This window comes from Dolomitihabitans soli, from assembly GCF_022213955.1.
In the GTDB taxonomy this organism is placed as follows: Bacteria; Actinomycetota; Actinomycetes; order Streptosporangiales; family Streptosporangiaceae; genus Streptosporangium_A; species Streptosporangium_A soli.
Map to the genome: position 1 here is coordinate 105,556 of NZ_JAKNTW010000010.1, position 22,021 is coordinate 127,576.

Here is a 22,021-nt window from a genome sequence, read left to right on the forward strand (position 1 = left end):
CGCGAACAGGACACGGGTCACCGTCGGCTCCTGGGGTCGAAGCGGGAGACGCCGGCGAGTTGTTCGAACAGGCGCCGTTCCTCGTCACTCAGCCGCTCGGGCACCATGATCTTGACCTCGGCGTACAGGTCGCCCGCCGTACCGCGCGGGTTGGGCAGTCCGCGCCCGCGCAGCCGCAGCCGCCGCCCGGACGACGTGCCCGCGGGCACCTTCAGCTTGGTCTCCCCGCCCGGCGTGTCCACCGCCACGGACGCTCCCAGCGCCGCCTCCCAGGGACTGATCGGCAGGTCGACGCGGAGGTTCCGGCCCTCGACGCGGTAGCGGGGATGCCCGGCGATCCGCACCACCAGGTACAGGTCGCCCGGCCTCGCCCCCTCGCCGCCGCGGCCGCCCTGGCCGGCGAGCCGGATGCGCTGCCCCTCCGTGACGCCCGCCGGGATGGTGACCTCCAAGGTGCGCGGGCCGCCCGGACCGGGGAGGGTGATCGAGCGGCGTCCGCCCCGGTAGGCGTCCTCGACCGTGAGCGTGATCTCGGCCTCCTGGTCCGCCCCCGGCACCGGCCCCCAGCCGCGCCCGCGGAACATGCCGCCGAGGAGGTCCTCCAGGTCGATCTCGCCCCCCTCGCCGCCCGCCGTACGCCAGCCGCCCGTCCCGAACCCCGTGTCTCCCACGCCGGCCCCCGCGCCGGCTCGGGCCCCGGCTCGGGCGCGGGCGCGGGCGTAGGTCTCGGGGTCGACGTCGGGCGCGACCTGGCGGAAGTCGGGCCCGAACGCGTCGTACCTGCGGCGCGTCTCAGGATCGGACAGCACCGCGTACGCCTCGGAGATCTCCTTGAACCGGTCCTCGGCGGCGGGATCCTTGTTGACGTCGGGATGGTAGCTGCGCACCAGTTTGCGGTAGGCCCGCTGGATCTCGTCCTGACCGGCCGTCCGGTCCACCCCGAGGACCTCGTAGAAGTCCCGCCGGGCGGCCATCACTCCGCCTCTTTCGCGACCACCACCACCGCGGGCCGCAACTGCGCGGAATCCTCGCCATATCCGGGACGGAGCACCTCCACCACCGTCCCCGGCGCGACGTCGTCCCGTTCGACGGTCGCCACCGCCTCATGCCGCGCCGGGTCGAACGGCACCCCGCTCTCCGCGTGGCGGGTGTAACCGAGCCGGGCCAGCACGTCCACCGCCTGATCCCGTACGGCCCGCACCCCCGCGATGACCGCGCCGGAGTCATCGCCCGCGTGCTGCAACGCCAGCTCCAGGTTGTCCAGCACGGGCAGCCACGCGGCCGTCACCCTGCCCCGTTCCTCCGCCCGTGAGCGTTCGGTGTCCTTCACGATCCGTTTGCGGACGTTCTCCAGTTCGGCGGCGGTCCGCAGCCAGCGATCCTCCAGCTCCGCGAGCTTCGCGTCCGTGGACTCCCCCGCATCGCCCTGCGCGGTCTGCGGCTCGGCTCCGGCCCCCTCGCCGGCGCTCCCGGGCACATCCGGACGGCCGCTCATTTGCCCTCACGCGACTCGGAGTCCGAGGTGGTGAACTCGGCGTCGATCACATCCTCCTCGCCCGCAGAACCCCCTGAGGGGGCCCCTGCGGGGGCCTCCGTCCGGCCCTGCGACGGCACACCGGTCTCCCCCGGCCGCGCCGCCGCGGCGAGCCCGTGAAAGACCTGCTGCAGCTCCGCCGTCAACGACCGCAACCGATCAAGCGGCGTCTCCTCCTCACCCACCGCCTGCCGCGCCTCGCCCACCAGCTGCTCGGCCCGGGCCTTCTCATGCACCGCCACCTGCTCGCCCAGCTCACCCAGTCGCCGCTCCACCTGATACGCCACCGCGTCCAGCTCGTTCCGCGCGTCGATCGTCTCCCGCAACCGCGCGTCCTGCGTGCGATGCCGCTCAGCGTCCGCGATCATCTGCTCGATGTCGGCCTTGTCCAGATTCGAGCTCTCGCTGATCGTGATCCGCTGCTCCGCCTCGGTGTCCTTGTCCCGCGCCGAGACGTTCAAGATCCCGTTCGCGTCGATGTCGAAGGTCACCTCGACCTGCGGCACCCCGCGCGCGGCCGGCCGGATGTTCTCCAACCGGAACCGCCCCAGCACCCGGTTGTCGGCCGCCCGCTCCCGCTCCCCCTGCAACACCACCACGTCCACCGCGCTCTGCTCGTCCTCAGCCGTGCTGAACGTCTGCGTACGGCGCGCCGGAATCGTGGTGTTCCGCTCGATGACCTTCGTCATCACCCCGCCCAGCGTCTCCACCCCGAGCGACAACGGCGTCACGTCCAGCAGCACGACATCCTGGACCTCACCCTTGATGATCGCCGCCTGCACCGCCGCCCCGATCGCCACCACCTCGTCGGGGTTGACCGTCATGTTCGGGTCCTTGCCCCCGGTCAGCCGCCGCACCAGAGCCTGCACCGCCGGAATCCGCGTCGACCCGCCGACCAGGATCACCTCATCCAGGTCATCGGCCGTCAGCCGGGCATCGGCCATCGCCTGCTCCACCGGACGCACACACCGCTCCACCAGATCCGCCGTGATCTGGTCGAACGTGGACCGCATCAACGTGGTGTTCAAATGCTTGGGCCCGGTGGCGTCCGCCGTCACGAACGGCAGGCTGATCGTCGTCTGCGTCACCGACGACAGCTCCACCTTCGCCTTCTCCGCCGCCTCGAACAACCGCTGCAACGCCTGCGGATCACGCCGTAGGTCGATCCCCTCCTGGCGCTGGAACTCATCCGCCAGATGATCCACCACCCGCCGGTCGAAATCGTCCCCGCCCAGATGACCGTCCCCGGAGGTGGCCCGGACCTCGATGACCCCCTCACCGATGTCCAGCACACTCACGTCGAAGGTGCCGCCCCCCAGATCGAACACCAGCACCGTCTCGTTCGCCTTCTTGTCCAGCCCATAGGCCAACGCCGCCGCGGTCGGCTCGTTGATGATCCGCAACACCTCCAGGCCCGCGATCCGCCCCGCGTCCTTCGTCGCCTGCCGCTGCGCGTCGTTGAAATACGCCGGAACCGTGATCACCGCCTCGGTGATCTTCTCCCCCAGATACTTCGCCGCGTCGGCCACCAGCTTCCGCAGCACCAGCGCCGACACCTCCTCCGGCGCGTACTGCTTGGACCCCACCTGGAAACGAACCGCCCCCTCCGGCCCCTCCACCACATCGAAGGACACCGCGTGCTGCTCGCTCGGCACCTCCTCGAACCGCCTGCCCACGAACCGCTTGGCCGAGTACACCGTCCCCTTCGGATTCAAGATCGCCTGACGCCGCGCCAACTGCCCGACCAGCCGCTCCCCCTGATCGGTGAACGCCACCACCGACGGCGTCGTCCGCGCCCCCTCCGCGTTCGGCAACACCGTCGGCTGACCATCCACCATCGCGGCGATCACCGAGTTCGTCGTGCCCAGATCGATGCCGACTGCCTTCGCCATCACATGACTCCCCTGCGGCTGCGCGGCGGTTCCGCCCCCTTTGGTCTGCGTGCCCTGGCCACTGGTGGCGAACCTGTGGCGCGCGGAGATTGTCTTTGACGTCATCCCAGGTCAGGCCGTACCAAGCGGGTGGTCGCAGCGGCCGGAAAGCCCTCGGCAGGGACCCGTAAACCGGCGGGAAACAAACCGTAAGACCCCTCGGCCATAGTGAAGTCATCGAGCGGAACGCAGGGCGAGCAAGGGGCCGCAAGGCGAGGAGGCGGGAGATGTCGGAGAACGACAGGCTGCTGGTGGCGGTCATCATCGGCAGCACCCGCCACGGCCGGTTCGGCCCGACGGTGGCCGGCTGGTTCGCGAACAGGGCGCGCAAGCGCGCGGACCTGGACGTCGACCTGATCGACCTGGCCGAGGCCGGGCTGCCGGAGACCCTCACCGAGCCGGACGAAGCCGTCCCGCCACCGGTGCGGGCGCTGGCTCCCCGGCTGGCCGCGGCGGACGCGTTCGTGGTGGTGACCCCTGAGTACAACCGGAGCTTCCCCGCTCCGCTCAAGACCGCCATCGACTGGTACTTCGAGGAGTGGAAGGCCAAGCCCGTCACCTTCGTCTCCTACGGCAGGGAGTCGGGCGGCGTGCACGCGACCGCCCAGCTGCGTCAGGTCTTCACCGAACTGCACGCCATCCCGATCCGAGAAGCCATCAGCCTGCCCTGCTACTGGGACCAGTTCGCCGCCGACGGCAGCTGGCCCAAACCGACCGCGCCGTGCAACCACGTCATCGGGACCACGCTGGACCAGTTGTCCTGGTGGGCCCACACGCTGCGCGAGGGCCGCTCCAAGCGGCCCTACACGACCTGAGTCACCTGAACACCCCCACGGAGGACACCATGAGGAAGATCATTGCCACGACCTTCGCGACGGTCGACGGCTTCCAGAACGACCCGCAGATCTGGTCCGGCGAATACTTCACCGCCGAGGCCGCCCGATACTCCGCCGAACTGCTCTTCGGCAGCGACACGATGCTGATGGGCCGGGTCACCTACGACAACATGGCGCAGGCGTGGCCGTCCATGTCCGGCGATCCGTTCGCCGACAAGGCGAACAGCGTCCGCAAGTACGTGGTCTCCTCGACGCTGGAGAAGGCCGAGTGGAACAACACGACCATCATCAAGGGTGACGACCTGGTGCCGGCCGTGACGAAGATCAAGGAGGAGCCCGGTCAGGACATCCTCATCTGGGGCTTCGGCCGGCTCACCGACGAACTGCTGGAGAACGGACTGCTCGACGAGTATCACGTCTGGATCCACCCGGTGCTGATCGGCAAGGGCGAGCCCATGTTCAGGGGCGGCGCCGAGGCGAAGCTGGAGCTGACGAAGACCACGCTGCTCAGCTCGGGGATCATCATCCTCACCTACCGCCCGCTCCCGAAGGCGGCGTCGGAGGAGGCCGCGGAGGCGTGACGGCGGCGGGGTGGCGGGGCCGGTCGCCGGCCACGCCACCTCTCGCTGTGCCCGTCCACGCGGACTCCCGCAGTGACCCCGCGCGGACGGGCTCCCGCTCTGACGGACTCCCGCTCAGACCCCGGCCACGCCGCCTCCCGCTGTGACTCCGGTCGCGCGGGCTGATGCGGTGACCCCGCGCGGACGAGCTCCCGCTCTGCCCCCGGCCACGCCGCCTCCCGCCGTGACTCCGGTCGCGCGGGCTCCCCGTGACTCCGGCCACGCGCGCTGATGATCGCCGACGGCGAGTGTCAGCGGTACCGGAAGCCGTCGAGGAAGCGGCGGAACAGGCCGCCTTCGCGGGGCAGAGCGGGCTCGGGCGGCGGCGCCTCCCGCCGCTGCCGGGCGATCGGCTGGTCGTAGTCGGTCCGTGCGATGGCGTCGACGACCTGATGCTCGTCGAAGTCCTCCGAGCCGTCGATCACCGGCACGAAGCCGACGAGCATGCCGTTTCGCATGACCTGCGCCTCCAGGCCCGCCGTACCGTCGGTGTCCCAGTCCGCCTCGCGGCCGTCGGGGAGCCGCACCCGGACCCCGAACTGGTAGACGCCGACCCTTGCCAGTTGGCCGTTGATGCCGCGCTCGCGCAACGCGTCGACGACCCGCCGTGCCCGATTCTCTTCCACCATTCCCAAGATAACCCGGCGAGCGGCGTCGCAGGCGCCGACGGCCTTCCCGAACCGGCATGACAGGCTGACACCATGAGATCGACGGTTCCCGGCGGCACAGGCCAGGCAGGACAGCGATGAGCGAGCCGGTGATCTGCTCGGCGAAGGGCTGCCGCGCCACCGCGGCGTACGCCGTGGTGTGGAACAACCCGAAAATCCATTCGCCGGAGCGGGAGAAGGTCTGGACGGCCTGCGAGGATCATCGCCAGTCCCTCGCCGACTACCTGGACGCGCGCGGGTTCCTGCGCAGGGTGGAGCCTCTCTAGAGGATCTGGTCCAGTAGGGGGTGAATCGCGACTGAGCCATCGTCCGGGGCCCTGCGGCCGAGGCCGCATGTGATCATGTTGGTCCCCAACCTGGAGGCCCCCCGATGTCCGTCACTCCGTTGTTCGGCGCGCGTGTGCTCGCGATGTCCCCCGACGGGCTGACCGCCCGTCTGCGGATCTTCGTCCTCCACTACGTCTCCGACCCGCACGAAGAGGTCACGCTGAACGGGGAGCACTGTGAGTTCCTCCGGCACCTCTGGGACTTCGCCATGGAGGTGGACGGCCCGCTCGCGACCCAGGTCACCATGGAGCAGCTCTACGACGGGATCTGGCTCGACGCCGGGACCGCCGCGTTCATCGAGGACGTCCGGCAGCTCACCCCGGTCACCGGACGCACTCCGACCGGCGCGGACCTCCAACGCCTGCACGACCATCCGGACCCCGACGGCGGCGGCTGGCCGGGCGAGGACCGCCTCGTCCAGGCGGACTACCTCGTCCGGGTCACCGACCCGCGCTGGTTCGAGCACCTGAGGCCGGGCGTGACCTGGACGTCGTCGTGGTATCCGGTGTGGCCGGAGTCGCCGGAGGACTGGCCGCACATCGACCCGCCGGACGAGGCCCCCGCCGACACGCCCGAGCTCCACCGGGCCGAACGGCTCGCCGACCAGGACGCCGGCCTGGAGGAGATCCGCCAGGCGTTCGAGGCCGCGCAGCCGCTCGACACCAGCGCTCCCCCGCTCGCCGAGATCGGCCTCTACTCGGTCACCGGCAATCCGCACGCTCTCGCGCCCGTCCTCGAACGGCTCAAGGCCGTAGGCGGCGAGGACTACCCGCGCGCCTGCCGCCTGGCCGGCCGCCTGGGAAGCCGCGTACTCGTGGACAGCACCCGGCCGCTCGAACACCCCCTCCTCGAGTTGCTCACCGGGCTGGACGGCGCTCCCGAGTCGGCGGCGAACGCGCTGTGGCTGCGGGGGAGGGTGAGTTTCCGGAAGGGCGCGTACGACGAGGCCAGGGACATGTGGACGGAGGCCGCCGCCACCGCGATCCGCCCGTACGCGGCCTGGGCCATGAACGGACTCGCGGCCACGGGCGGCACGATCGACCTTCACGACCGTGACGGCCGGCTCATCACCGAACTCGCGGACGAACTCTTCCTCGATGACCGCCTTGAGGAAGCCCTCCACGCGTACTCGTCGGCCGCCGAGGCCGAGATGACCGAGCGGGTCGCCCACTGCATCGGTGACATCCATCGCAAGCAGGGCCGCCCCGCCGAGGCCGCCGAGGCGTACGAGCACGCGCTGGAGCTCTCCGACGGATGGAACGCCACGACCGCCGCGTTCAACCTGGCCGCGATGAGGGCGAAGCTGAACGACCGGGACGGCGCCATCGCGGCCGCCCGCGAGGCGCACCGCCGATGCGTCGCCGAAGGCCAGTCGCGGGAGCGGAGAGTCAGGACCGCGACGCACCTGGGTGACATGCTCCGGCTGCGCGGCGACTGGGCGCAGGCGAGAGCCGCCTACGAGGAGGCCATCCGAACGGGACAGCGGAAGAACAAGAGTGAGGGGCAGCCCTGGTCGGCGCGCTGGACCTACATCGGACTCGGCGAGGTCCAGGCCAAGCTCGGCGAGACCGATGTCGCCAGGCAACTGCTCCAGCGCGTGGTACGGCAGTGCGGGCCCGTTTCCACGGACATGCCCGAGGACCGCCGGAAGGCCTGGGCCGCCGCCACGGAACGGCTTGGTCATCTCGCCAAGGACCAGCGCGACGTGCCCGAGGCCGAGTCGTGGTACCACCAGATCATCGAACACGGCACGCCCAGGGAGGCGATATGGGCCACCGCGCACCTGGCCGAGCTGCACTACTGGCTCGACCACGAGGACCAGGCCCACACGCTCTACCAGCGAGTGCTGGACCGCACCGAGGAGGCCGAACTGATCGCCGAGGCCGCGTTCCGGCTCGGCGAGCTGACCGCGGCGGCCGGTGACCTGCCCAAGGCGATGGACCTGATGGAAACGGTGATCGCCACGGACGATCCGTCGTTCACGCCCCAGGCAACCGGTCTCCTCGCGCGCCTACGCGAATGACGCCGGCAGGCGCGTCTGCGAAACCCGGCTTCGCCGTACGAGCCGCGGAATCGTGCGAATCGGACGGCCCTGCGGGCGCCGGGCCGCTGCGTACGCGGCGGCCGGCGACTACCGAAAAAGAGCTTTTTTGGCAGGTCGATCTGACCCGCGATGTGGATTGGCTGTGAGGAAGGGTCCCGATGGGCGCATACTGGTAGCAATGAAACCAGCCCGCGCCACCACCCGGCGCTACCTGCCAAGTAGTCCCTTCAACCGCACGGCCGTCGCGCCCCCGCCCGTGGAGCAGTACGCCCTTAACGATCGGGTGAGCCACGACAAGTACGGGCTCGGCGTCGTCATCGGCGTCGAGGACGACATCGCCGTGCTCGTCGACTTCAATCCTCTTCAGGAACGAATCACCACGCCGTTCAACAAGTTGACCCGGCTCTGAGTTCGTTCCTGACCCGATGTCCAGGAGGCCCGCGTAGTGACGTGATCCCCGACGGTTCATCCGTGATTCGACGGGCACGCCGTCCAGTGCCGTAGCGGTGCCTCCTTGTGCCGGAGCACCCGCCGGCGTGGCTCGTTACCGTGCCTATGATCAAGGTCGGGACGATCTTCGCCTCGGCCCGCTCCGGCCCTCGTCGTCCTGGATAGTCGATGTGTGCGCTGTCTAACGGGATTCGAGGATGTCATGGCTGACCAACGCGCCAGGAAGCTTCCCGCATGAGAGGGCTGCCGCCCTTCGTCTTCGTACACGGATCCGGCAGCAACTCGTTCTTGTGACGCCGCTCATGCGGGAGCTCGCCCTGCTCGGGCAGCGCACTCGCGCCGTCGATCCGCCCGGGCACGGCTTAGACGCGCAGCAGCCCGCCGCCAGACCCCTCAGGACCTGGCGGCGCTCGCCACCGAAGCCGACGGTTCTCGCCTCGGTGACGCTCGACGACGACCTGCGCCAGTGATCGACATCGTCGCGGCTGGGTCCTCCAGGAGAGCCCCTGACGTCTCGGCCGCGGTCATTCACCGTCACGGCGTTGGTCCAGCAGGCGGGGAAGGACGCCCAGTGTCGCCCCGCCGGCCGCACCGCAGCTGAGGAGCGCGGTGGGCCAGGGGGCTCCGGCGGCCAGCGCGAGCGCACAGGTCACCGTCGCCACCAGCGCGGCGACGGTGAGGACCAGGAGCACGTGCAACGAGAACATCGATCTCACTCCTTCGCTGCCGCCGGCGGGTTGCCGGTGGCGGTCCGCTCATCGGCCCAGAACGCGATCAGTTCCGCCGCGCCGAGTTGGTCGGGCGGACGGCTGGGCGGGATTCGCCCGGACTGCAGTGCCCAGGTCGTCACCAGCAGGATCAGCAACTGCTCGTCGTCGTCGATCCAGCGCCTCGTGGAACGGCCGGGCAGGCCCGCGCCGCGGGCACCGAGTAAGGCAGCCGCCATGGCCGTTCGCCTCCAGAGTCGAACCGATGAGGGGTGGGAGGCCAACGATGCCGAGGTGTTCGGCAGGGGTGCCACCGGTTCGCACGTGTCCGGACGAGGCCGGACGAGGTCAGGCGCCATGGTGACCTCCGACGGCCCGATCGGCGTGCGCGGCGAGGGCTGGGACCGGAACGGGACCGCAACCCGATTCGGCCCGCGTCTGATCCGGGGCCATCCGGTGTTGTCCGATGCCATCCGGTGTCATCCGGAAATATCCGGAGCCATCCGCTATCGTCCGGCGCTTCCTTACGGAAATGCGGCAACCATTCCGGATGAGGCAGGATGTGCGATCTCGCCCGGCTTGCCCAACTATCGGTGACAAAATGTCTCGCTACATCCGGTAGATCGTCGATCACTCATCCCTGGCGGGGGCGATGGCAGAACCACCTCGCGAAGCGGCGCTCCGGGCCTTCGTCGACCAGCTCAACGAGCTGTACGGCCTGGCCGGCACTCCGACGCTGGCCGAACTGCGAAGGCTGTCGCTGCGCACCGCCCAGGGCAGCAAACAGCGCCGGGAACTGGCCGAGAGCACCACGAACGACATCCTGACCGGCAAACGCAAACGGGTACCCGACTGGGCCTGGGTCCACTCCTTCTGGACAGCCTGCCGTACGGCTGCCGCGGACACCGACCTGGATGCCGCCTCCCTCGGCAGCGCCCACGACTGGCACGCCCGCTGGCAGGCCGCCCGGCACCCTCCCCCACCCGAGTCCGACGACCCGCCTGCCGGCACGCCACCGACCCTGGCCTCAGCCCCAGCCCGAACTCCTGCTCCAGCCCCCACCTCAGCTCCGGCTCCGGCTCCGGCCTCGGCTCCCACCCCGACCCCAGCCCCGACTCCGACCCCAGCCCCAGTCCCGGCCCCAGTCCCGCCTCCAACCCCGACGCAGGCTCCAGCGCCGACCATCACTCCGGCTCCCGCTCCGGTGGAGATCACCCCGCCGCCGGTGTCCGCGACCACCCGCCAGTACCTTCAGGACTACGGCAGAACCGGGGCCCGGCTGCTGCGGGAGGCCGAGAGGGGCGATCCCGAGGCGTGCTTCCGCCTGGCGGTCATCTCCTACCTGCGCGACCACACCGAGGAGGCGCGCAAGTGGCTGCGCCGCGCCAACGACGTCGGCCACACCGACGCCACCTCCCTGTTCAACCACCCGTCTCCGAAACGGGAGGCGGCGGACCTCGCCTACCGTTACGCCCTCGTCTATGAGGAGGCCGGTCCCGACCGGATCCGCCTGGCGATGTACTTCTACGAGCTGGCGGCCGACTGCGACCACGCGGACGCCGCCCATCGGCTCGCGATGATCTACTACCGGCGGGGCGAGTTCCAGACGGCCGAGACCTGGATCGTCCGCGCCGCCCGCTCGCGGAACTCGTTCACGAGCATCTACGACCAGCTCAGCCACGCCTCCTGGCCCGCGACCCCCTACCCCCGCGACCTCGTCCAGGCGATGTCCAGTACCGAGGACACGCCGCCGTGACCGGTCCGTCCCGACATGCGCTCACCGCACCGGGGCCGCGGCCTGCCTCTCCTGCGACGCCGTACGGCGAGGGCGTGCGTTCCCCGGGTCGCCGCGGTGGACGACGACCACCGCGGCGAGGCCGACGGCCAGCCCGACGACGGTCTGGACGCCGAACGGCTCGCCGAACATGAGCGCGCCCCAGATCGCCGTCACCGGCGCCATCAGGAACATGAGCGTGTTGACCCGAGTGATTCCGGAACGGCGCAGCAGGAACCAGTACAGCCCGTAGCCGCCGAAGGTGGGCAGGATCACGAGCCAGGCGATCGCGCCCCAGAACGACGCCTGCGCCGGCGGAGTGGCGGCGCCGAAGGCGAGGGCGAGGCCGGTGAACACGATGGCGCTGGTGACGCAGTGGATCGTCAGGGACACCATGGGCGCGGCCCGGACGCGTGAGCGTCTCTCCAGGAGCGTCGCCGCGACCAGCGAGAGCATGCCGAGGAACGGCACGAGATAGGCCCACCACACGACTCCGCCGGCCGCCACGGCGTCGGCCGCGGTGACGATGAGGACTCCGGTGACCCCGAGGCACAGTCCGAGCCACTGCTTGGCCGAGACGTGTTCGCGCAGCAGCGGCCCCGCGAGGACGCCCGCGACGAGGGGCTGGGTGCCGTCGATCAGCGCCGTCGTCCCGCTGGAGACCCCGAGCTGGATGGCGTAGAAGACGGTGAGGAGGTAGCCGCTCTGCGAGAGCGCGCCGATCACGACCTCCCGGCCCAGGTCCCGTGTGGTGAGCTCGCGCCAGGACGGTGCCGCGCGGATCACGGCGACGGCGATCAGCACGACGGCCAGCGGCAGGAACCGCCACATCAGGAGGGTCAGGGAGTCGCCGGTCGCCACGCCCATCTTCGTCCCGATGAACCCGGAACTCCAGCAGAGCACGAACGCGACCGGCAGCAGGACGGTCATCCCCCATCGCCGTACTATACCGATCTGTATATCCATGACGACGAGTATACAGATCGGTGTACTCTTGGAGTGTGAGCACCGAACCGAGGTCCAGACGGGCCGCCATGACGCCCGGCGCCACCCGCGTGCTGGAAGCGGCCGAACGGCTCTTCTACGACCGCGGCATCCACGCCGTCGGGGTCGATCTGATCGCGGCCGAGGCGGGAGTCACGAAGAAGACCCTCTATGACCGGTTTGGGTCCAAGGAACAGATCGTCGTCGCCTACCTGGCCGACCGCGACGAGCGCTGGCGGGCCTTGCTCGCCGAGCGCCTCCACGTCACTCACCTGCCGCCGGCGGAGCGCATTCTGGCGATCTTCGACGCGCTGCGCGAGTGGATCGAGGTCAGCAGCCCCAAGGGATGCTGCATGGTCAACGCGCACGCCGAGATCAGCGACCCGGCGCACCCGGCGTATCCGATCATCATCGAGCAGAAGCGGTGGACGCTCACCGTGTTCACCGACCTCGCCCGCGAAATCGCCCCCGACCACGCCACCGACCTGGGCCGGACCCTCATGACCCTGCACGAAGGGGCGCTGGTCGCGCACGGCCTGAAGATCTACCCCGACCCCGTCACCCACGCCCGCGACCTGGCCCGCCTCCTCCTCGCCAACGCGTCACCCCACAAGCCGGCGGACCACAAGCCGGCGGACCACAAGCCGGCGGACCACAAGCCGGCGGACCACAAGCCGGCGGACCACAAGCCGGCGGACCACAAGCCGGCGGACCACAAGCCGGCGGACCACAAGCCGGCGACCGGAGGGTAGCGGGCCGTTGGCCGACGACCCGGCGGCGAAGCCCGCTCCTGTCTGGAGAACGATGCTCGTATTCGCCCGCCGACGTGGCCAGCCGCCCGGCGGCGTAACTTTGGGCGACAACCGCCGGCATCCCCGAGGAGCTGGGGGCCATGGAGCCCAGAAGGTCACCCTCAGTGGCACCCAGGAGACCATGCTCTACGGCAGGGCGCTGGACAGCCGCTCACCGAAGTCCATTCGGCACGACGACCAGGCCGCCGAGGCCGTATGCCGCATCGACTACGACTTCCGCAGGGCGGGGGTCAAGGCTATGGCCTGGCACGCCAGTGGATCGGCGGGCTCGAGCGGCGCGGTGGCCTCGATGATGGTGTCCAACGCGTCGCGCGCGGCGATGAGTTCGGCCACCGCGCCGCTGAGCCGTTCACGTTCCCGGTGCAGATCGGGCAGCATGCCGGAGCAGGCCGGACTCAGCCCCTGGCCGTCATCGGTCATGCAGGGCAGCAACTCGGCGATCGTGGCGGTGTTCAGCCCGGCCGCGAGCATGAGGCGGATGCCTCGCACCGTGCCGGCATCCCCTTCGCCATACTCGCGGTAGCCGCTGGCCAGCCGTAGCGGCTTCAGCAAGCCCTGCTCTTCGTAGTAACGCAGCGAGCGCACGCTGGCCCCAGTTCGCCGGGACAATTCACCTATCCGCATGTGATCACCGTCACGTCGAGTTGACTCTCACGCCAATGTGAGGGTCCAACCTATCCCTCATGACATATCAGCATTCATCCGGTCAGGACCGCCCACCCGTCACCATCATCGGCCTAGGCCCGATGGGGGTGGCGCTGGCCGAGTCGTTCCTGGGCCATGGCCATCCCGTGACGATCTGGAACCGCACCGCCGAGAAGGGCGACAACCTCGTCACCAAGGGTGCCCACCGTGCGGCGACCGTCGCCGAGGCGGTGTCCGCGAGTCCTATCACGATCATGTGTCTCAAGGACTACGAGACCATGTACGGGATCTTTGACTCTATGGGTGACATCCTGAAGGGCCGCGTACTGGTGAACCTCAACTCCGGTACGCCGGCGGAGGCCCACGCGGCGGCCGGCTGGGCGGCCGAGCGCGGCGCCGATTACCTCGACGGCGCGATCATGGTGCCGCCGCCGCTCGTCGGACAGCCCGATTCAGTCTTCCTCTACAGCGGTTCGCAGGACGTCTTCGATCGGCATCGGGCGATGCTGGCGAGTTTGGGCGACCCCCGCTACCTTGGCTCCGACCCGAGCCTGGCGGTGCTGTACAACACGGCATTGCTCGACATGATGTACGCGACCATGAACGGATTCCTGCACGCCACCGCCCTGGTCGCCTCGGCGGATGTTCCGGCGGTCAAATTCGCTGATCTTGCCATCAACTGGTTCATGCCCACAGTGGTCGACTCGACCCTCGTCGAGCAGGCGTCCAATCTGGACAAGAGCTACTACCCCGGTGATTTCGGCACCATGGAGATGAACCTGAACGCGCTTGAGCACATCACCCGCACGAGCGTGGAGCAGGCAGTCCACTCCGACCAACCGCGGCTCATGAAGGAGATCGCCGAGCGGGCGATCGCCGAGGGCTACAGCGGCAAGAACTACCTGGCCGTGTTCGAGATCTTCAAGAAACCGACACAGGCATCTTCATGACCAGACGGTGGCGGCACCGCATTGCCGTACGGAAGTGGCACCAACCGACTGACATCGACTTCGCGTGCCGGGCGGTAGCACCCTGGCGACGCATAAGTCGAATGGCCTCTTCAACGCTGGTCGGTCACGGGACCGGCCCACACCGGACCCCGGCGGTGGGCCCTACCGCCGGGCACACGCCCGAAACCGTAACCGAGCCTGCCACCACCGGCCACGCCCGGCCTACTGTCGAACCCACTGCTGAGCCCACTGTCGAACCACTGCCGCGCCCGAGCCCACGCCGGCCCGCACATCCGGGTCTGAGCCGTCGCCTTCGCCTTGGCCATCGCTTGAGTCCGAGCTGGAGCTGGAGCGAACGACCGTATCCGAGCCGACGTCCGTACCCGAGCCGACGACGGAGCTGATGGCGTCGAGGACGGGCTGCCAGGCCCGTGAAAGCGGGTCGACCAGCTTGAAGTGCCCGACGTCCTCCAGTTCCACCAGTTCGGCCGAGGTCGCCCGCCCGGCGAAGGTCCGGCTCATCGAGACGGGGATGACCCGGTCCTTGACCCCGTGCACGAGGACGAGGCGCAGATCGTCGGGGGTCACCATGCGCAGCGGATCGGTCTGGCCGAGCAGGTCGAACCGGCCGCCGAGCAGGGCGGTGCCGGCGCCGTCGCCGAGTCCTTCGTCGATGGTCGTGCCCACGTCGGACACCGCGGCCAGCCCCACCACCCCGCGGATGCCGGGCCTGCCGTACCAGGGGGACGTGGGGGGAAGCCGGTGGCGCAGCGCGGTCCAGAGGGCGAGATGGCCGCCCGCCGAGTGTCCGACGAGGACGACCCCGCCCGTGGTGGGCGGGGCGGCCAGGATGGCGTCGATCGCGGCAACCGCGTCGTCGAAGGTGCCGGGGTAGCCGCCGCCCTCCGTGCCGATCCGCCGATACTCGGGAGAGCACACGGTGTAGCCCTGTGCGGCGAGGCCGTCCGCCATGGGACGGGTGTGCAGCCGGTCGTACTCCGCACGCCAGAACCCTCCGTGCAGCAGGACGACGACGGGCGCGTCCGGCCCGCCCGTCCCGTCGCGGACGTCGATTATCTGATCCGGATGTTCTCCATACCGAATGACGCGATCAGGCGGCGACACCGGCCGGGAAAGCAGCTCATGATAGGACATGGCGCGATCGTATAATTCCTGAACTGCGATAAGCCGCCGTCCGGCTGGCAGGAAACTGCGGCCGGGCGGCATGTTGCAGACAGCGATCTCTCCGCTTTCCGGGCCGCATAAAGTGCAGCATTGCTCATGAAAGAGAAAGGATGGCGGACCGTACGGCCAGCCATCCTCCAAGGTCCGGTCGAGAGAAAGCAGCGGACATGGCCACCTGCGTCATCCGGGGAATATCCCGGGAGTGCCGATGACCGATCCAGGGGAGCTCCAGGGGCCACCAACGGCTCCTGCGACGATCCGCCGTGTCACGGTGATCGGGTGCGGCCTGATCGGCACCTCGGTCGCGCTCGCGCTCCGGCGCGTGGGGATCCGCGTGGAGCTGACCGACGACGATCCGCGTTCGTTGCTGGGGGCCGTGCGCATGGGGGCGGGCCTCGCGCTGTCCTCCGGCGGGCCGCCCGCGGACGTGGTGGTCATCGCGACCCCGCCCTCCACGGTCGCCGGGGTGCTCCACGCGGCCCAGGCCCGCGAGCTGGGTCAGGTCTACACCGACGTCGCCAGCACGAAGGCGCGCATTCTCACCGAGGCCGAGTCGATCGGATGCGACCTCACGAGTTACGTTCCGGGGCATCCGATGGCCGGCCGCGAGCTCTCGGGGCCCGGGGCCGCGCACGCGGACCTGTTCGCCGGGCGGCAGTGGCCGCTGTGCCCGCATCCGGCCATGTCACCGCAGGCCATGCGGACGGTGGCCGGACTGGTCACGGCGTGCGGCGGGGAGGTCGCGCTGCTCGCGGCGGATGCCCACGACCGGATCGCGGCCGCGGTCTCCCACGCGCCGCACGTGGTGGCGGCGGCGCTCGCGGCCACCTTCGCGGGAGCCGACCCGGCCACCCTGTCCCTGGTGGGCAAGGGCCTGTGGGACGTGACCCGGGTCGCGGGAGGGTCGCCGGACCTGTGGTGCGACATTCTCCACCAGAACGCCGAGCCGGTGGCCGAACTGCTGGACGCGGTGGCGCGTGACATCGCCGGGATCGCCACGGCGCTCCGGGTGTCCGGGCCGGTGGAGAAGGTGACCGAGTTGCTCGTCCGGGGCAACGAGGGCCGCGGCCTGATCGTCGGCGCGCACCCGGCGGGTGCGGCGCGAGGAGGGAGGATCGCGGCCTGAGCCGGCGACCCGGCGACGCGCCACGGCCCGGCGGGACAACGACCACGGGGCCACGAACAAATCAACGTCACGCCTGCGGAGAAAGGACGTTCAGCCAGCAGAGAAAAGACCGTCCGACCGGCAGAGAACCGAATCTTCGCGGCCCTTCAAGCCTGATCAAGAAATGACTGATGGGCCGCGAAGAAAGCACACCGTGCACGAGATGAAAACGCCTGGCCCGCAACGCCGCCGAGCTGATGACCCTGTCCGCCACCCTCCAGACCGGTGGTCACGCCGTCCTCATCGCTGCGAGAGGAAGTCGAGTACCCGCCGCAGCAACAGCGTGGCCGCTTCCTTGTCGTAGGCGGGCAGGCTGCTGTCGGCGAACAGGTGCTGATCGCCGGGGTAGAGGAACAGATCAGCCTTGTCGGCGACCTCGACCAGAGCCCGGGCGGCCTCGATGTCTCCCTCGCCGATGAAGAACGGATCGGCGCCCATCGCGTGGATCTGCACCGGAACGCCCTGCGGCCATACCGATCCGAACTCGGACATCGTGATCGCCGAGTGGAACAGCAGCGCGCCGCGGGCACCCGCTCGCGTCTGGGCGAGCTTCTGCGCAGGCATGCCACCCAGGGAGAATCCGGCGTACACCATCGCGTCGGGCAGGCCGTCAGCCGCCCTCTGCCCCTGTTCGAGCAGATTGTCGAAGCCGATCTTCTGGGCGTAGGCCGAGCCGTCATCGAGGGTGTCGAAGGTATGCCCGTCGTACAGGTCGGGAGTGTGCACGGTGTGCCCGGCCTGGCGGAGTTCGTCGGCGAAGGCCAGGACTCCCGTGGTCAAACCGTGGGCGTGATGGAACAGCAGCACTTCAGCCATGCGGCACTCCTTGCGGGCGAACGGTTGTGCCAGTCAACCATGCGTTTATCTCCCACTGGACGTGGGTCGGCGTTGGCAGTCGACCGGTTGGTTCCCCGGGCTGTGTGGGGTGGTCAGGTGGCGACGGGGAAATTGCTGCGGATCGTGTCGTTCGGGTCGCGGCGACGCTTGATGTCGCGCAGACGGGCCAGGACGTCGGGGGCGAAGGCCTTGGCCACGGACTCCTCCGGCTTGAGGAAGGTGTACGGCTTGCGTCCGCTGATCGCGGGTGTGAGGTCCTGGAGGAGCTGCCGCTGCCTGGCCTGGATGGCCACGCCGGCATCTGGGGTGGTCGGCACTCCGAACAGGTAGAGGGCGTACGGTTCGGTGAGGGGTCCGTGCGGGCTGTCGGAGGGGTCGGCCAAGGCGCCGCCGAGGTGCCGGATCTGCACGCTGAGCAGCGGGTCGATTGGTGTGGCCAGAAGGGCCTTGGCCGTGACGTCGTCCAGTGTGGTGAGCAGGTCGCCGTGCGACATGCCGGGGCCTGGTGTGGTGGGTTCGGCGGTGATGGAGCCAAGGTCGGCGACCGGCATGGCGCCGCGGCTGTCGGACAACGCCGCGCCGAGGTGCTCCAGTGGCCGTAGGAGGGCGCGGCCCTCGGCCGGGTCGCCCAGATAGGTGGCATCCACGGCGACCATCGGCGTGCTTGCGGGGAAGTTCAGCAGATCGAACCAGACGGTGAGGCTGTCGGGGGCCGCAGCGGTGATCTGCCGGTAGGCGTCCAGGACGTCGGCCGCCCGGTCGGCGGACCACAGCATCCGCCCGCCGTAGAGGGCAGGGGCGGGGTGCAGGTCGAATTCCAGCGCGGTGACCAGGGCGAAGTCGCCTCCTCCGCCGCGCAGGGCCCAGAACAGGTCAGGGTCGGAGCCGGCGGTCACCCGGGCCTGGGCGCCGTCGGCGCCGACGACCTCGAACGCGGTGACGCTGTCGGCCGCCCAACCGTAGGCGCGGGAGAACCAGCTGAGTCCGCCGCCCAGGGTGTACCCGGTCACGCTCACCGCGGGAGAGCTGCCGGGAAGCCCGGTCAGGCCGTGCTCGGCCGCAGCCTGCTGGATCTGGCCCCAGCGCACGCCTGCGCCGATGCGCGCGGTGCGGGCGATGGGATCCACGGACACCTCGTCCAGGAGGCCGGTGCGCAGCAGGATCGCGCCGTCCAGGTCGCCGGTGGCACCATGGCCGCTGGGCTGGGCCGACACTCTCAGGTCTCGGGCGCGGGCGTAGCGGACCAGGGTTGCGACGTCGGCGGCGTCCGCTGCCTCGACCACCGCGGGCACGGCCTGTTCGACGGCCAGGTTCCAGGGTCGGCGGGCCTGGTCGAAGCCGTCGTCCCCGGGCAGCAGAACCCGTCCTCGCACCAGGGCGCGCAGTTCGTTCAAGTTGTTCATCTTTGGTCTCCTTGCGATGTCAGGCAGCGATTTTCGTGGTCGTCGGCGCGTCGGCGGAGCCGTGGCGGGCGGGGGTGAAGCCGAGCGCCGCCAGAGCGGTCAGGCCGATTCCTGCGGCCGCGATATACATCGCCGTACGCAGCCCGTCGGTGGTGGCGGCCCGCAGCGCCTCACCCGTCAGCCCGATGCCGGGGGAATTGGCGATGGCCACCAAGATGGCGAGGCCGACGGCGCCGCCGATCTGTTGCGCGGTGGAGGCGACCCCGGAGGCGATGCCCTGCTGGGCAGCGGACGTGCCGGCGGTCGCCGCGCCGAACATCAGCGTGTAGCCCGCGCCCTGTCCCAGGCCGAGGACCACCAGCCCGGGGACCAACGCGAGATACGAGGCGTCGACGGCCAGGCTCGCCGCGACGATGAGCGTACCGAGCAGGCCGACGAGCAGGCTGGCGATCATGGTGGCGCGGACGCCGCGGGCGGTCGCCAGCCGGCCCGCGAGCTGGGACCCGGCGACGATCGCGGCCATCGGCACCAGGAACGCCACCCCGGTGCGCAACGCGCCGTAGCCCTGCACCAGCTGGAAGTAGACGGTCAGGAAGTACAGCAGGGTCCCGAAGGTGGCCATGTACAGGAAGGTGACCAGCGCCCCGGCGCTCAGGTCCCGGCCCCGCAGGAGCCCCAGGGGCAGCAGCGGATCCTTGCCACGTGCCTGGATTGCGATGAACACGGCGAGCAGGCCGGCGCCGGCCGCGGCGGCGGCGAGCACCGGCCCTGCGGTCCAGCCGGACTCCGGGCCTTGCACCAGGGCGAACACCACCAGCGTGGTTCCGGTGGTGGCGGTCAGCGCCCCGCCCAGATCGAAGCGGCGGCTCGCCGCACGGGGCAGCGCACTCGACGTGATCAGCGGCAGCGCGGCCAGTGCCGCCGCCGCGGCCAGGGGCACGTTGACATAGAAGACCGCGGTCCAGCCGAACGCCTGGGTGAGCACGCCGCCCAGCAGCGAGCCGAGGATCATGCCGCTGCCGCCGGCGGTGCCCCACACCGCGAACGCGCGATTGCGTTCGCGGCCCTCCGCGAAGCCCGTGCTGACCAGGGTCAACGTCGCGGGGAACAGCAACGCCCCGCCCAGACCCTGCACCGCCCGCGCCGCCACCAGCAGCCAGGGAGCGTCGGCCAGTCCGCCCGCCAGCGACGCGACCGCGTAGAGCGTCAGCCCGAGAACGAACATCCGGCGCGGGCCGAACAGGTCGACGGCGCGGCCGCCCAGCAGCAGGAATCCGCCGAACGCCACCGCGTACGCGCTGATCACCCACTGCAGGCTCTGCGCCGAGAAGCCCAGGCCGTCACCGATCTCCGGCAGGGCGACGTACACGATGTTGTAGTCAATGGAAATGATCAGCTGGGCGAATGCCAGCAGGGCCAGGACCAGCCCCGGGCGACGAAACCCGGTCCGGGTCTCTTCGATGATGGGCATGGAGATACCTCCGTCGAACCTCGGGACAATGTGGTGGATCACATCCGCACACGCGAACTCGCCCGGCGGCGCCGGGGCGCGTCAACCGGCGAAGATGGCGGCGGGGTCGCCGGTGTACCAGGCGTTGTCAATGCGGATGTGGCGGAGGACCCAGCGTTCCCCGTCGCGGATCAGGTCGACGTCGTACGGGTTCTTCAGCAGGGCGGAGGTGCCGTGATCGATGGTGAGCAGGTGCTGGGCCTCCACCAGCGCGGTGAGGCGCGCGGTGTCCCCGTCGACGGCGATGCGCGGGTTGGTGACCTGGTGGGTGGTGTCCACCCGGCCGGTGAACATGCCCAAGATGGTGGTGACGATCGTGTCCCGCCCGGCCAGCAGCGGCGGCTTGCCTCCCCACTTGGCGGCCGCCGGACGGAAGTCCAGCTCGGCGTCTACGGCGAAGGAGGAGGCGAACAGCTCCTCGTCCTTCAGATCCTGGCCCAGACCGAACCGGTACAGCGCGTCGATGATCTCTGAGCGGTCCCGCAGCTCTCGGACGACCGCTTCGGAGTCGGTGGCCGGAGCGGACAGGGCATGCTCGTCGGTGACGTACATCGCGTACTCCCATGTCAGGTGGGGTGTTTGAGTTCCTCTACTCTCGGCTTGGGGGGAAGCCGTATCAATGGGAGCCCGTGCAAGGGTCGTGAAGTCTGGATTAACGATGTGGGGAGGAAGCCATGCTGGAACGGCACGAACTGGAGGCATTCCTCACCCTGGCCGAGGAACTGCATTTCGGCCGCACCGGCGAACGTCTGCGCGTCTCCACCGCCCGGGTCAGCCAGACCATCGCCAAGCTGGAGCGCCGTGTCGGGGTGCCGCTGTTCAACCGCACCAGCCGTCGGGTGGAGCTGTCCGCGGTGGGCCGGCAGCTGTATGAGGAGGTCCGGCCCGCCTGGTCACAGATCGCCACCGCGTTCGAGCGGGCGATCGACACCGGCCGCGGCCTCAGCGGCACGCTACGCGTCGCCTTCGTCGGCGCGGCGGGCGGGCAGCTGCTGCTCGGCGCGACCGAGCTGTTCCGAGCCCGTGAGCCCGGCTGCGACGTTCAGCTACGCGAAGCGCAGATGACCGATGTCTTTCCCTGGCTGCGTGACGGCGAGATCGACATCGGGCTGGCCAACTTCCCCGTACACCAACCCGGCATCGTCTCCGGGCCGGTCCTGGTGAGCGAGACGCGCATGCTCGCCGTCCCCTCCCAGCACCCCTTCGCCCGCCGGACGTCGGTCTCCTTGGAGGACCTGGCCAGAGTGAAGGTGCTGCAGTTGCCCGACACCGTGCCGGACTCTCTACGCGATGACCGCACACCCCACACCACACCTGCCGGACGGCCGATCGAGCACGGCCCCGCGGCCGCGACGTTCAACGAGATGCTCACGCTCATCGGCGCCGGCCAAGGGGTCTTCCCCGTCGGCGCGCATAGCAGGCGCTACTACGCCCGCCCCGACGTCACCTACATCCCCTTCAGCGACGCACCGCCGCTGCAATGGGGCCTACTCTGGCGTGCGGACGGGGCCACCGCCCGCGTCCGTGCCTTCACCGAGGCCGCACACGACCTGGTAAACGGCCGATCATGACTCTAGGCGGGGCCGACCCGGCTGGTGATGCAGGGCTTGGCCGTCCGGCTGATCACGACCGGCTACCC

25 protein-coding genes are annotated in these 22,021 nt (G+C 69.9%); 12 read left to right on the forward strand and 13 right to left on the reverse strand.

The features are described 5' to 3' along the window. Positions 1-17 precede the first annotated feature (17 nt). Genes MBA17_RS22380 through dnaK form a run of 3 tightly spaced genes read right to left on the reverse strand, consistent with a single transcriptional unit; the run spans position 18 to position 3,426 of the window. Positions 18-974, reverse strand: a complete 957-nt coding sequence (locus tag MBA17_RS22380) for a DnaJ C-terminal domain-containing protein (RefSeq protein ID WP_238498498.1) — start codon at positions 972-974, stop codon at positions 18-20. Further along, positions 974-1,495 carry a nucleotide exchange factor GrpE gene (locus MBA17_RS22385; RefSeq protein ID WP_238498499.1) on the reverse strand — a complete coding sequence of 174 codons (522 nt, stop codon included), beginning with the start codon at positions 1,493-1,495 and terminating at the stop codon, positions 974-976. Before MBA17_RS22385 ends, MBA17_RS22380 begins: the two co-directional genes overlap by 1 nt. Continuing rightward, positions 1,492-3,426 carry a molecular chaperone DnaK gene (gene dnaK, locus MBA17_RS22390; protein ID WP_238498500.1) on the reverse strand — a complete coding sequence of 645 codons (1,935 nt, stop codon included), beginning with the start codon at positions 3,424-3,426 and terminating at the stop codon, positions 1,492-1,494. Before dnaK ends, MBA17_RS22385 begins: the two co-directional genes overlap by 4 nt. A gap of 266 nt (positions 3,427-3,692) precedes the next feature. On the opposite strand from dnaK, the gene MBA17_RS22395 reads away from it, so the two are divergent. Next, complete coding sequence (locus tag MBA17_RS22395; RefSeq protein WP_238498501.1) at positions 3,693-4,280, forward strand: NADPH-dependent FMN reductase; 588 nt, start codon at positions 3,693-3,695, stop codon at positions 4,278-4,280. Positions 4,281-4,309: 29 nt separating this feature from the next. Beyond that, positions 4,310-4,882: a dihydrofolate reductase family protein gene (locus MBA17_RS22400; protein ID WP_238498502.1), complete on the forward strand. Its 573-nt coding sequence runs from the start codon at positions 4,310-4,312 to the stop codon at positions 4,880-4,882. 290 nt (positions 4,883-5,172) lie between these two features. On the opposite strand, the gene MBA17_RS22405 is transcribed toward MBA17_RS22400, so the two are convergent. Continuing rightward, entirely contained in the window at positions 5,173-5,547 is a 375-nt protein-coding gene (locus MBA17_RS22405; RefSeq protein WP_238498503.1) for a hypothetical protein, read from the reverse strand. A gap of 119 nt (positions 5,548-5,666) precedes the next feature. Here MBA17_RS22405 and MBA17_RS22410 point away from each other — a divergent pair, with 119 nt between their 5' ends. The 4 genes from MBA17_RS22410 (at position 5,667) to MBA17_RS22425 (ending at position 8,880) form a co-directional block, all read left to right on the forward strand. Then, positions 5,667-5,855: a hypothetical protein gene (locus MBA17_RS22410; RefSeq protein WP_238498504.1), complete on the forward strand. Its 189-nt coding sequence runs from the start codon at positions 5,667-5,669 to the stop codon at positions 5,853-5,855. Between the two features lie 104 nt (positions 5,856-5,959). Further along, on the forward strand, positions 5,960-7,939 hold the full coding sequence (locus tag MBA17_RS22415) for a tetratricopeptide repeat protein (RefSeq protein WP_238498505.1): 1,980 nt from the start codon (positions 5,960-5,962) through the stop codon (positions 7,937-7,939). A 199-nt stretch (positions 7,940-8,138) separates the two neighbouring features. After that, positions 8,139-8,369 (forward strand): hypothetical protein, encoded by a 231-nt coding sequence (locus MBA17_RS22420; RefSeq protein WP_238498506.1) that lies wholly within the window; start codon positions 8,139-8,141, stop codon positions 8,367-8,369. Between the two features lie 343 nt (positions 8,370-8,712). After that, entirely contained in the window at positions 8,713-8,880 is a 168-nt protein-coding gene (locus MBA17_RS22425) for a hypothetical protein (RefSeq protein ID WP_238498507.1), read from the forward strand. A gap of 54 nt (positions 8,881-8,934) precedes the next feature. Here the strand turns inward: MBA17_RS22425 and MBA17_RS22430 are convergent, their stop codons facing one another. Continuing rightward, the gene (locus MBA17_RS22430) at positions 8,935-9,117 is read right to left on the reverse strand and encodes a hypothetical protein (protein ID WP_238498508.1); all 183 of its coding nucleotides are present in this window, start codon (positions 9,115-9,117) and stop codon (positions 8,935-8,937) included. Positions 9,118-9,122: 5 nt separating this feature from the next. Then, positions 9,123-9,356, reverse strand: a complete 234-nt coding sequence (locus MBA17_RS22435) for a hypothetical protein (RefSeq protein ID WP_238498509.1) — start codon at positions 9,354-9,356, stop codon at positions 9,123-9,125. Positions 9,357-9,474: 118 nt separating this feature from the next. Between MBA17_RS22435 and MBA17_RS22440 the strand changes: the two genes are divergently transcribed. Both MBA17_RS22440 and MBA17_RS22445 read left to right on the forward strand, forming a co-directional pair. After that, positions 9,475-9,714, forward strand: coding sequence for a hypothetical protein (locus MBA17_RS22440; RefSeq protein ID WP_238498510.1), 240 nt, complete (start codon positions 9,475-9,477; stop codon positions 9,712-9,714). Positions 9,715-9,769: 55 nt separating this feature from the next. After that, the gene (locus MBA17_RS22445) at positions 9,770-10,873 is read left to right on the forward strand and encodes an SEL1-like repeat protein (protein ID WP_238498511.1); all 1,104 of its coding nucleotides are present in this window, start codon (positions 9,770-9,772) and stop codon (positions 10,871-10,873) included. A 21-nt stretch (positions 10,874-10,894) separates the two neighbouring features. Here the strand turns inward: MBA17_RS22445 and MBA17_RS22450 are convergent, their stop codons facing one another. Beyond that, on the reverse strand, positions 10,895-11,821 hold the full coding sequence (locus MBA17_RS22450) for a DMT family transporter (protein WP_238498512.1): 927 nt from the start codon (positions 11,819-11,821) through the stop codon (positions 10,895-10,897). Between the two features lie 71 nt (positions 11,822-11,892). On the opposite strand from MBA17_RS22450, the gene MBA17_RS22455 reads away from it, so the two are divergent. Then, on the forward strand, positions 11,893-12,627 hold the full coding sequence (locus MBA17_RS22455; protein ID WP_238498513.1) for a TetR/AcrR family transcriptional regulator: 735 nt from the start codon (positions 11,893-11,895) through the stop codon (positions 12,625-12,627). Positions 12,628-12,894: 267 nt separating this feature from the next. Here the strand turns inward: MBA17_RS22455 and MBA17_RS22460 are convergent, their stop codons facing one another. After that, positions 12,895-13,272, reverse strand: a complete 378-nt coding sequence (locus MBA17_RS22460; RefSeq protein ID WP_238498514.1) for a MerR family transcriptional regulator — start codon at positions 13,270-13,272, stop codon at positions 12,895-12,897. 98 nt (positions 13,273-13,370) lie between these two features. Between MBA17_RS22460 and MBA17_RS22465 the strand changes: the two genes are divergently transcribed. Next, positions 13,371-14,282, forward strand: a complete 912-nt coding sequence (locus MBA17_RS22465; RefSeq protein ID WP_274385791.1) for an NAD(P)-dependent oxidoreductase — start codon at positions 13,371-13,373, stop codon at positions 14,280-14,282. 222 nt (positions 14,283-14,504) lie between these two features. On the opposite strand, the gene MBA17_RS22470 is transcribed toward MBA17_RS22465, so the two are convergent. Next, entirely contained in the window at positions 14,505-15,437 is a 933-nt protein-coding gene (locus MBA17_RS22470; RefSeq protein ID WP_238498516.1) for an alpha/beta hydrolase, read from the reverse strand. A 238-nt stretch (positions 15,438-15,675) separates the two neighbouring features. Between MBA17_RS22470 and MBA17_RS22475 the strand changes: the two genes are divergently transcribed. Next, the gene (locus MBA17_RS22475; protein WP_238498517.1) at positions 15,676-16,593 is read left to right on the forward strand and encodes a prephenate dehydrogenase; all 918 of its coding nucleotides are present in this window, start codon (positions 15,676-15,678) and stop codon (positions 16,591-16,593) included. Between the two features lie 279 nt (positions 16,594-16,872). Here the strand turns inward: MBA17_RS22475 and MBA17_RS22480 are convergent, their stop codons facing one another. The 4 genes from MBA17_RS22480 to MBA17_RS22495 form a co-directional block, all read right to left on the reverse strand. Next, the gene (locus tag MBA17_RS22480; RefSeq protein WP_238498518.1) at positions 16,873-17,448 is read right to left on the reverse strand and encodes a dienelactone hydrolase family protein; all 576 of its coding nucleotides are present in this window, start codon (positions 17,446-17,448) and stop codon (positions 16,873-16,875) included. Positions 17,449-17,561: 113 nt separating this feature from the next. Further along, the gene (locus MBA17_RS22485; RefSeq protein WP_238498519.1) at positions 17,562-18,872 is read right to left on the reverse strand and encodes an FAD-binding oxidoreductase; all 1,311 of its coding nucleotides are present in this window, start codon (positions 18,870-18,872) and stop codon (positions 17,562-17,564) included. A gap of 19 nt (positions 18,873-18,891) precedes the next feature. Then, the gene (locus MBA17_RS22490) at positions 18,892-20,343 is read right to left on the reverse strand and encodes an MFS transporter (protein WP_238498520.1); all 1,452 of its coding nucleotides are present in this window, start codon (positions 20,341-20,343) and stop codon (positions 18,892-18,894) included. Between the two features lie 81 nt (positions 20,344-20,424). Beyond that, positions 20,425-20,934 (reverse strand): nuclear transport factor 2 family protein, encoded by a 510-nt coding sequence (locus MBA17_RS22495; protein ID WP_238498521.1) that lies wholly within the window; start codon positions 20,932-20,934, stop codon positions 20,425-20,427. A 122-nt stretch (positions 20,935-21,056) separates the two neighbouring features. Here MBA17_RS22495 and MBA17_RS22500 point away from each other — a divergent pair, with 122 nt between their 5' ends. Continuing rightward, the gene (locus tag MBA17_RS22500) at positions 21,057-21,953 is read left to right on the forward strand and encodes a LysR family transcriptional regulator (RefSeq protein WP_274385794.1); all 897 of its coding nucleotides are present in this window, start codon (positions 21,057-21,059) and stop codon (positions 21,951-21,953) included. Positions 21,954-22,021: the final 68 nt, after the last annotated feature.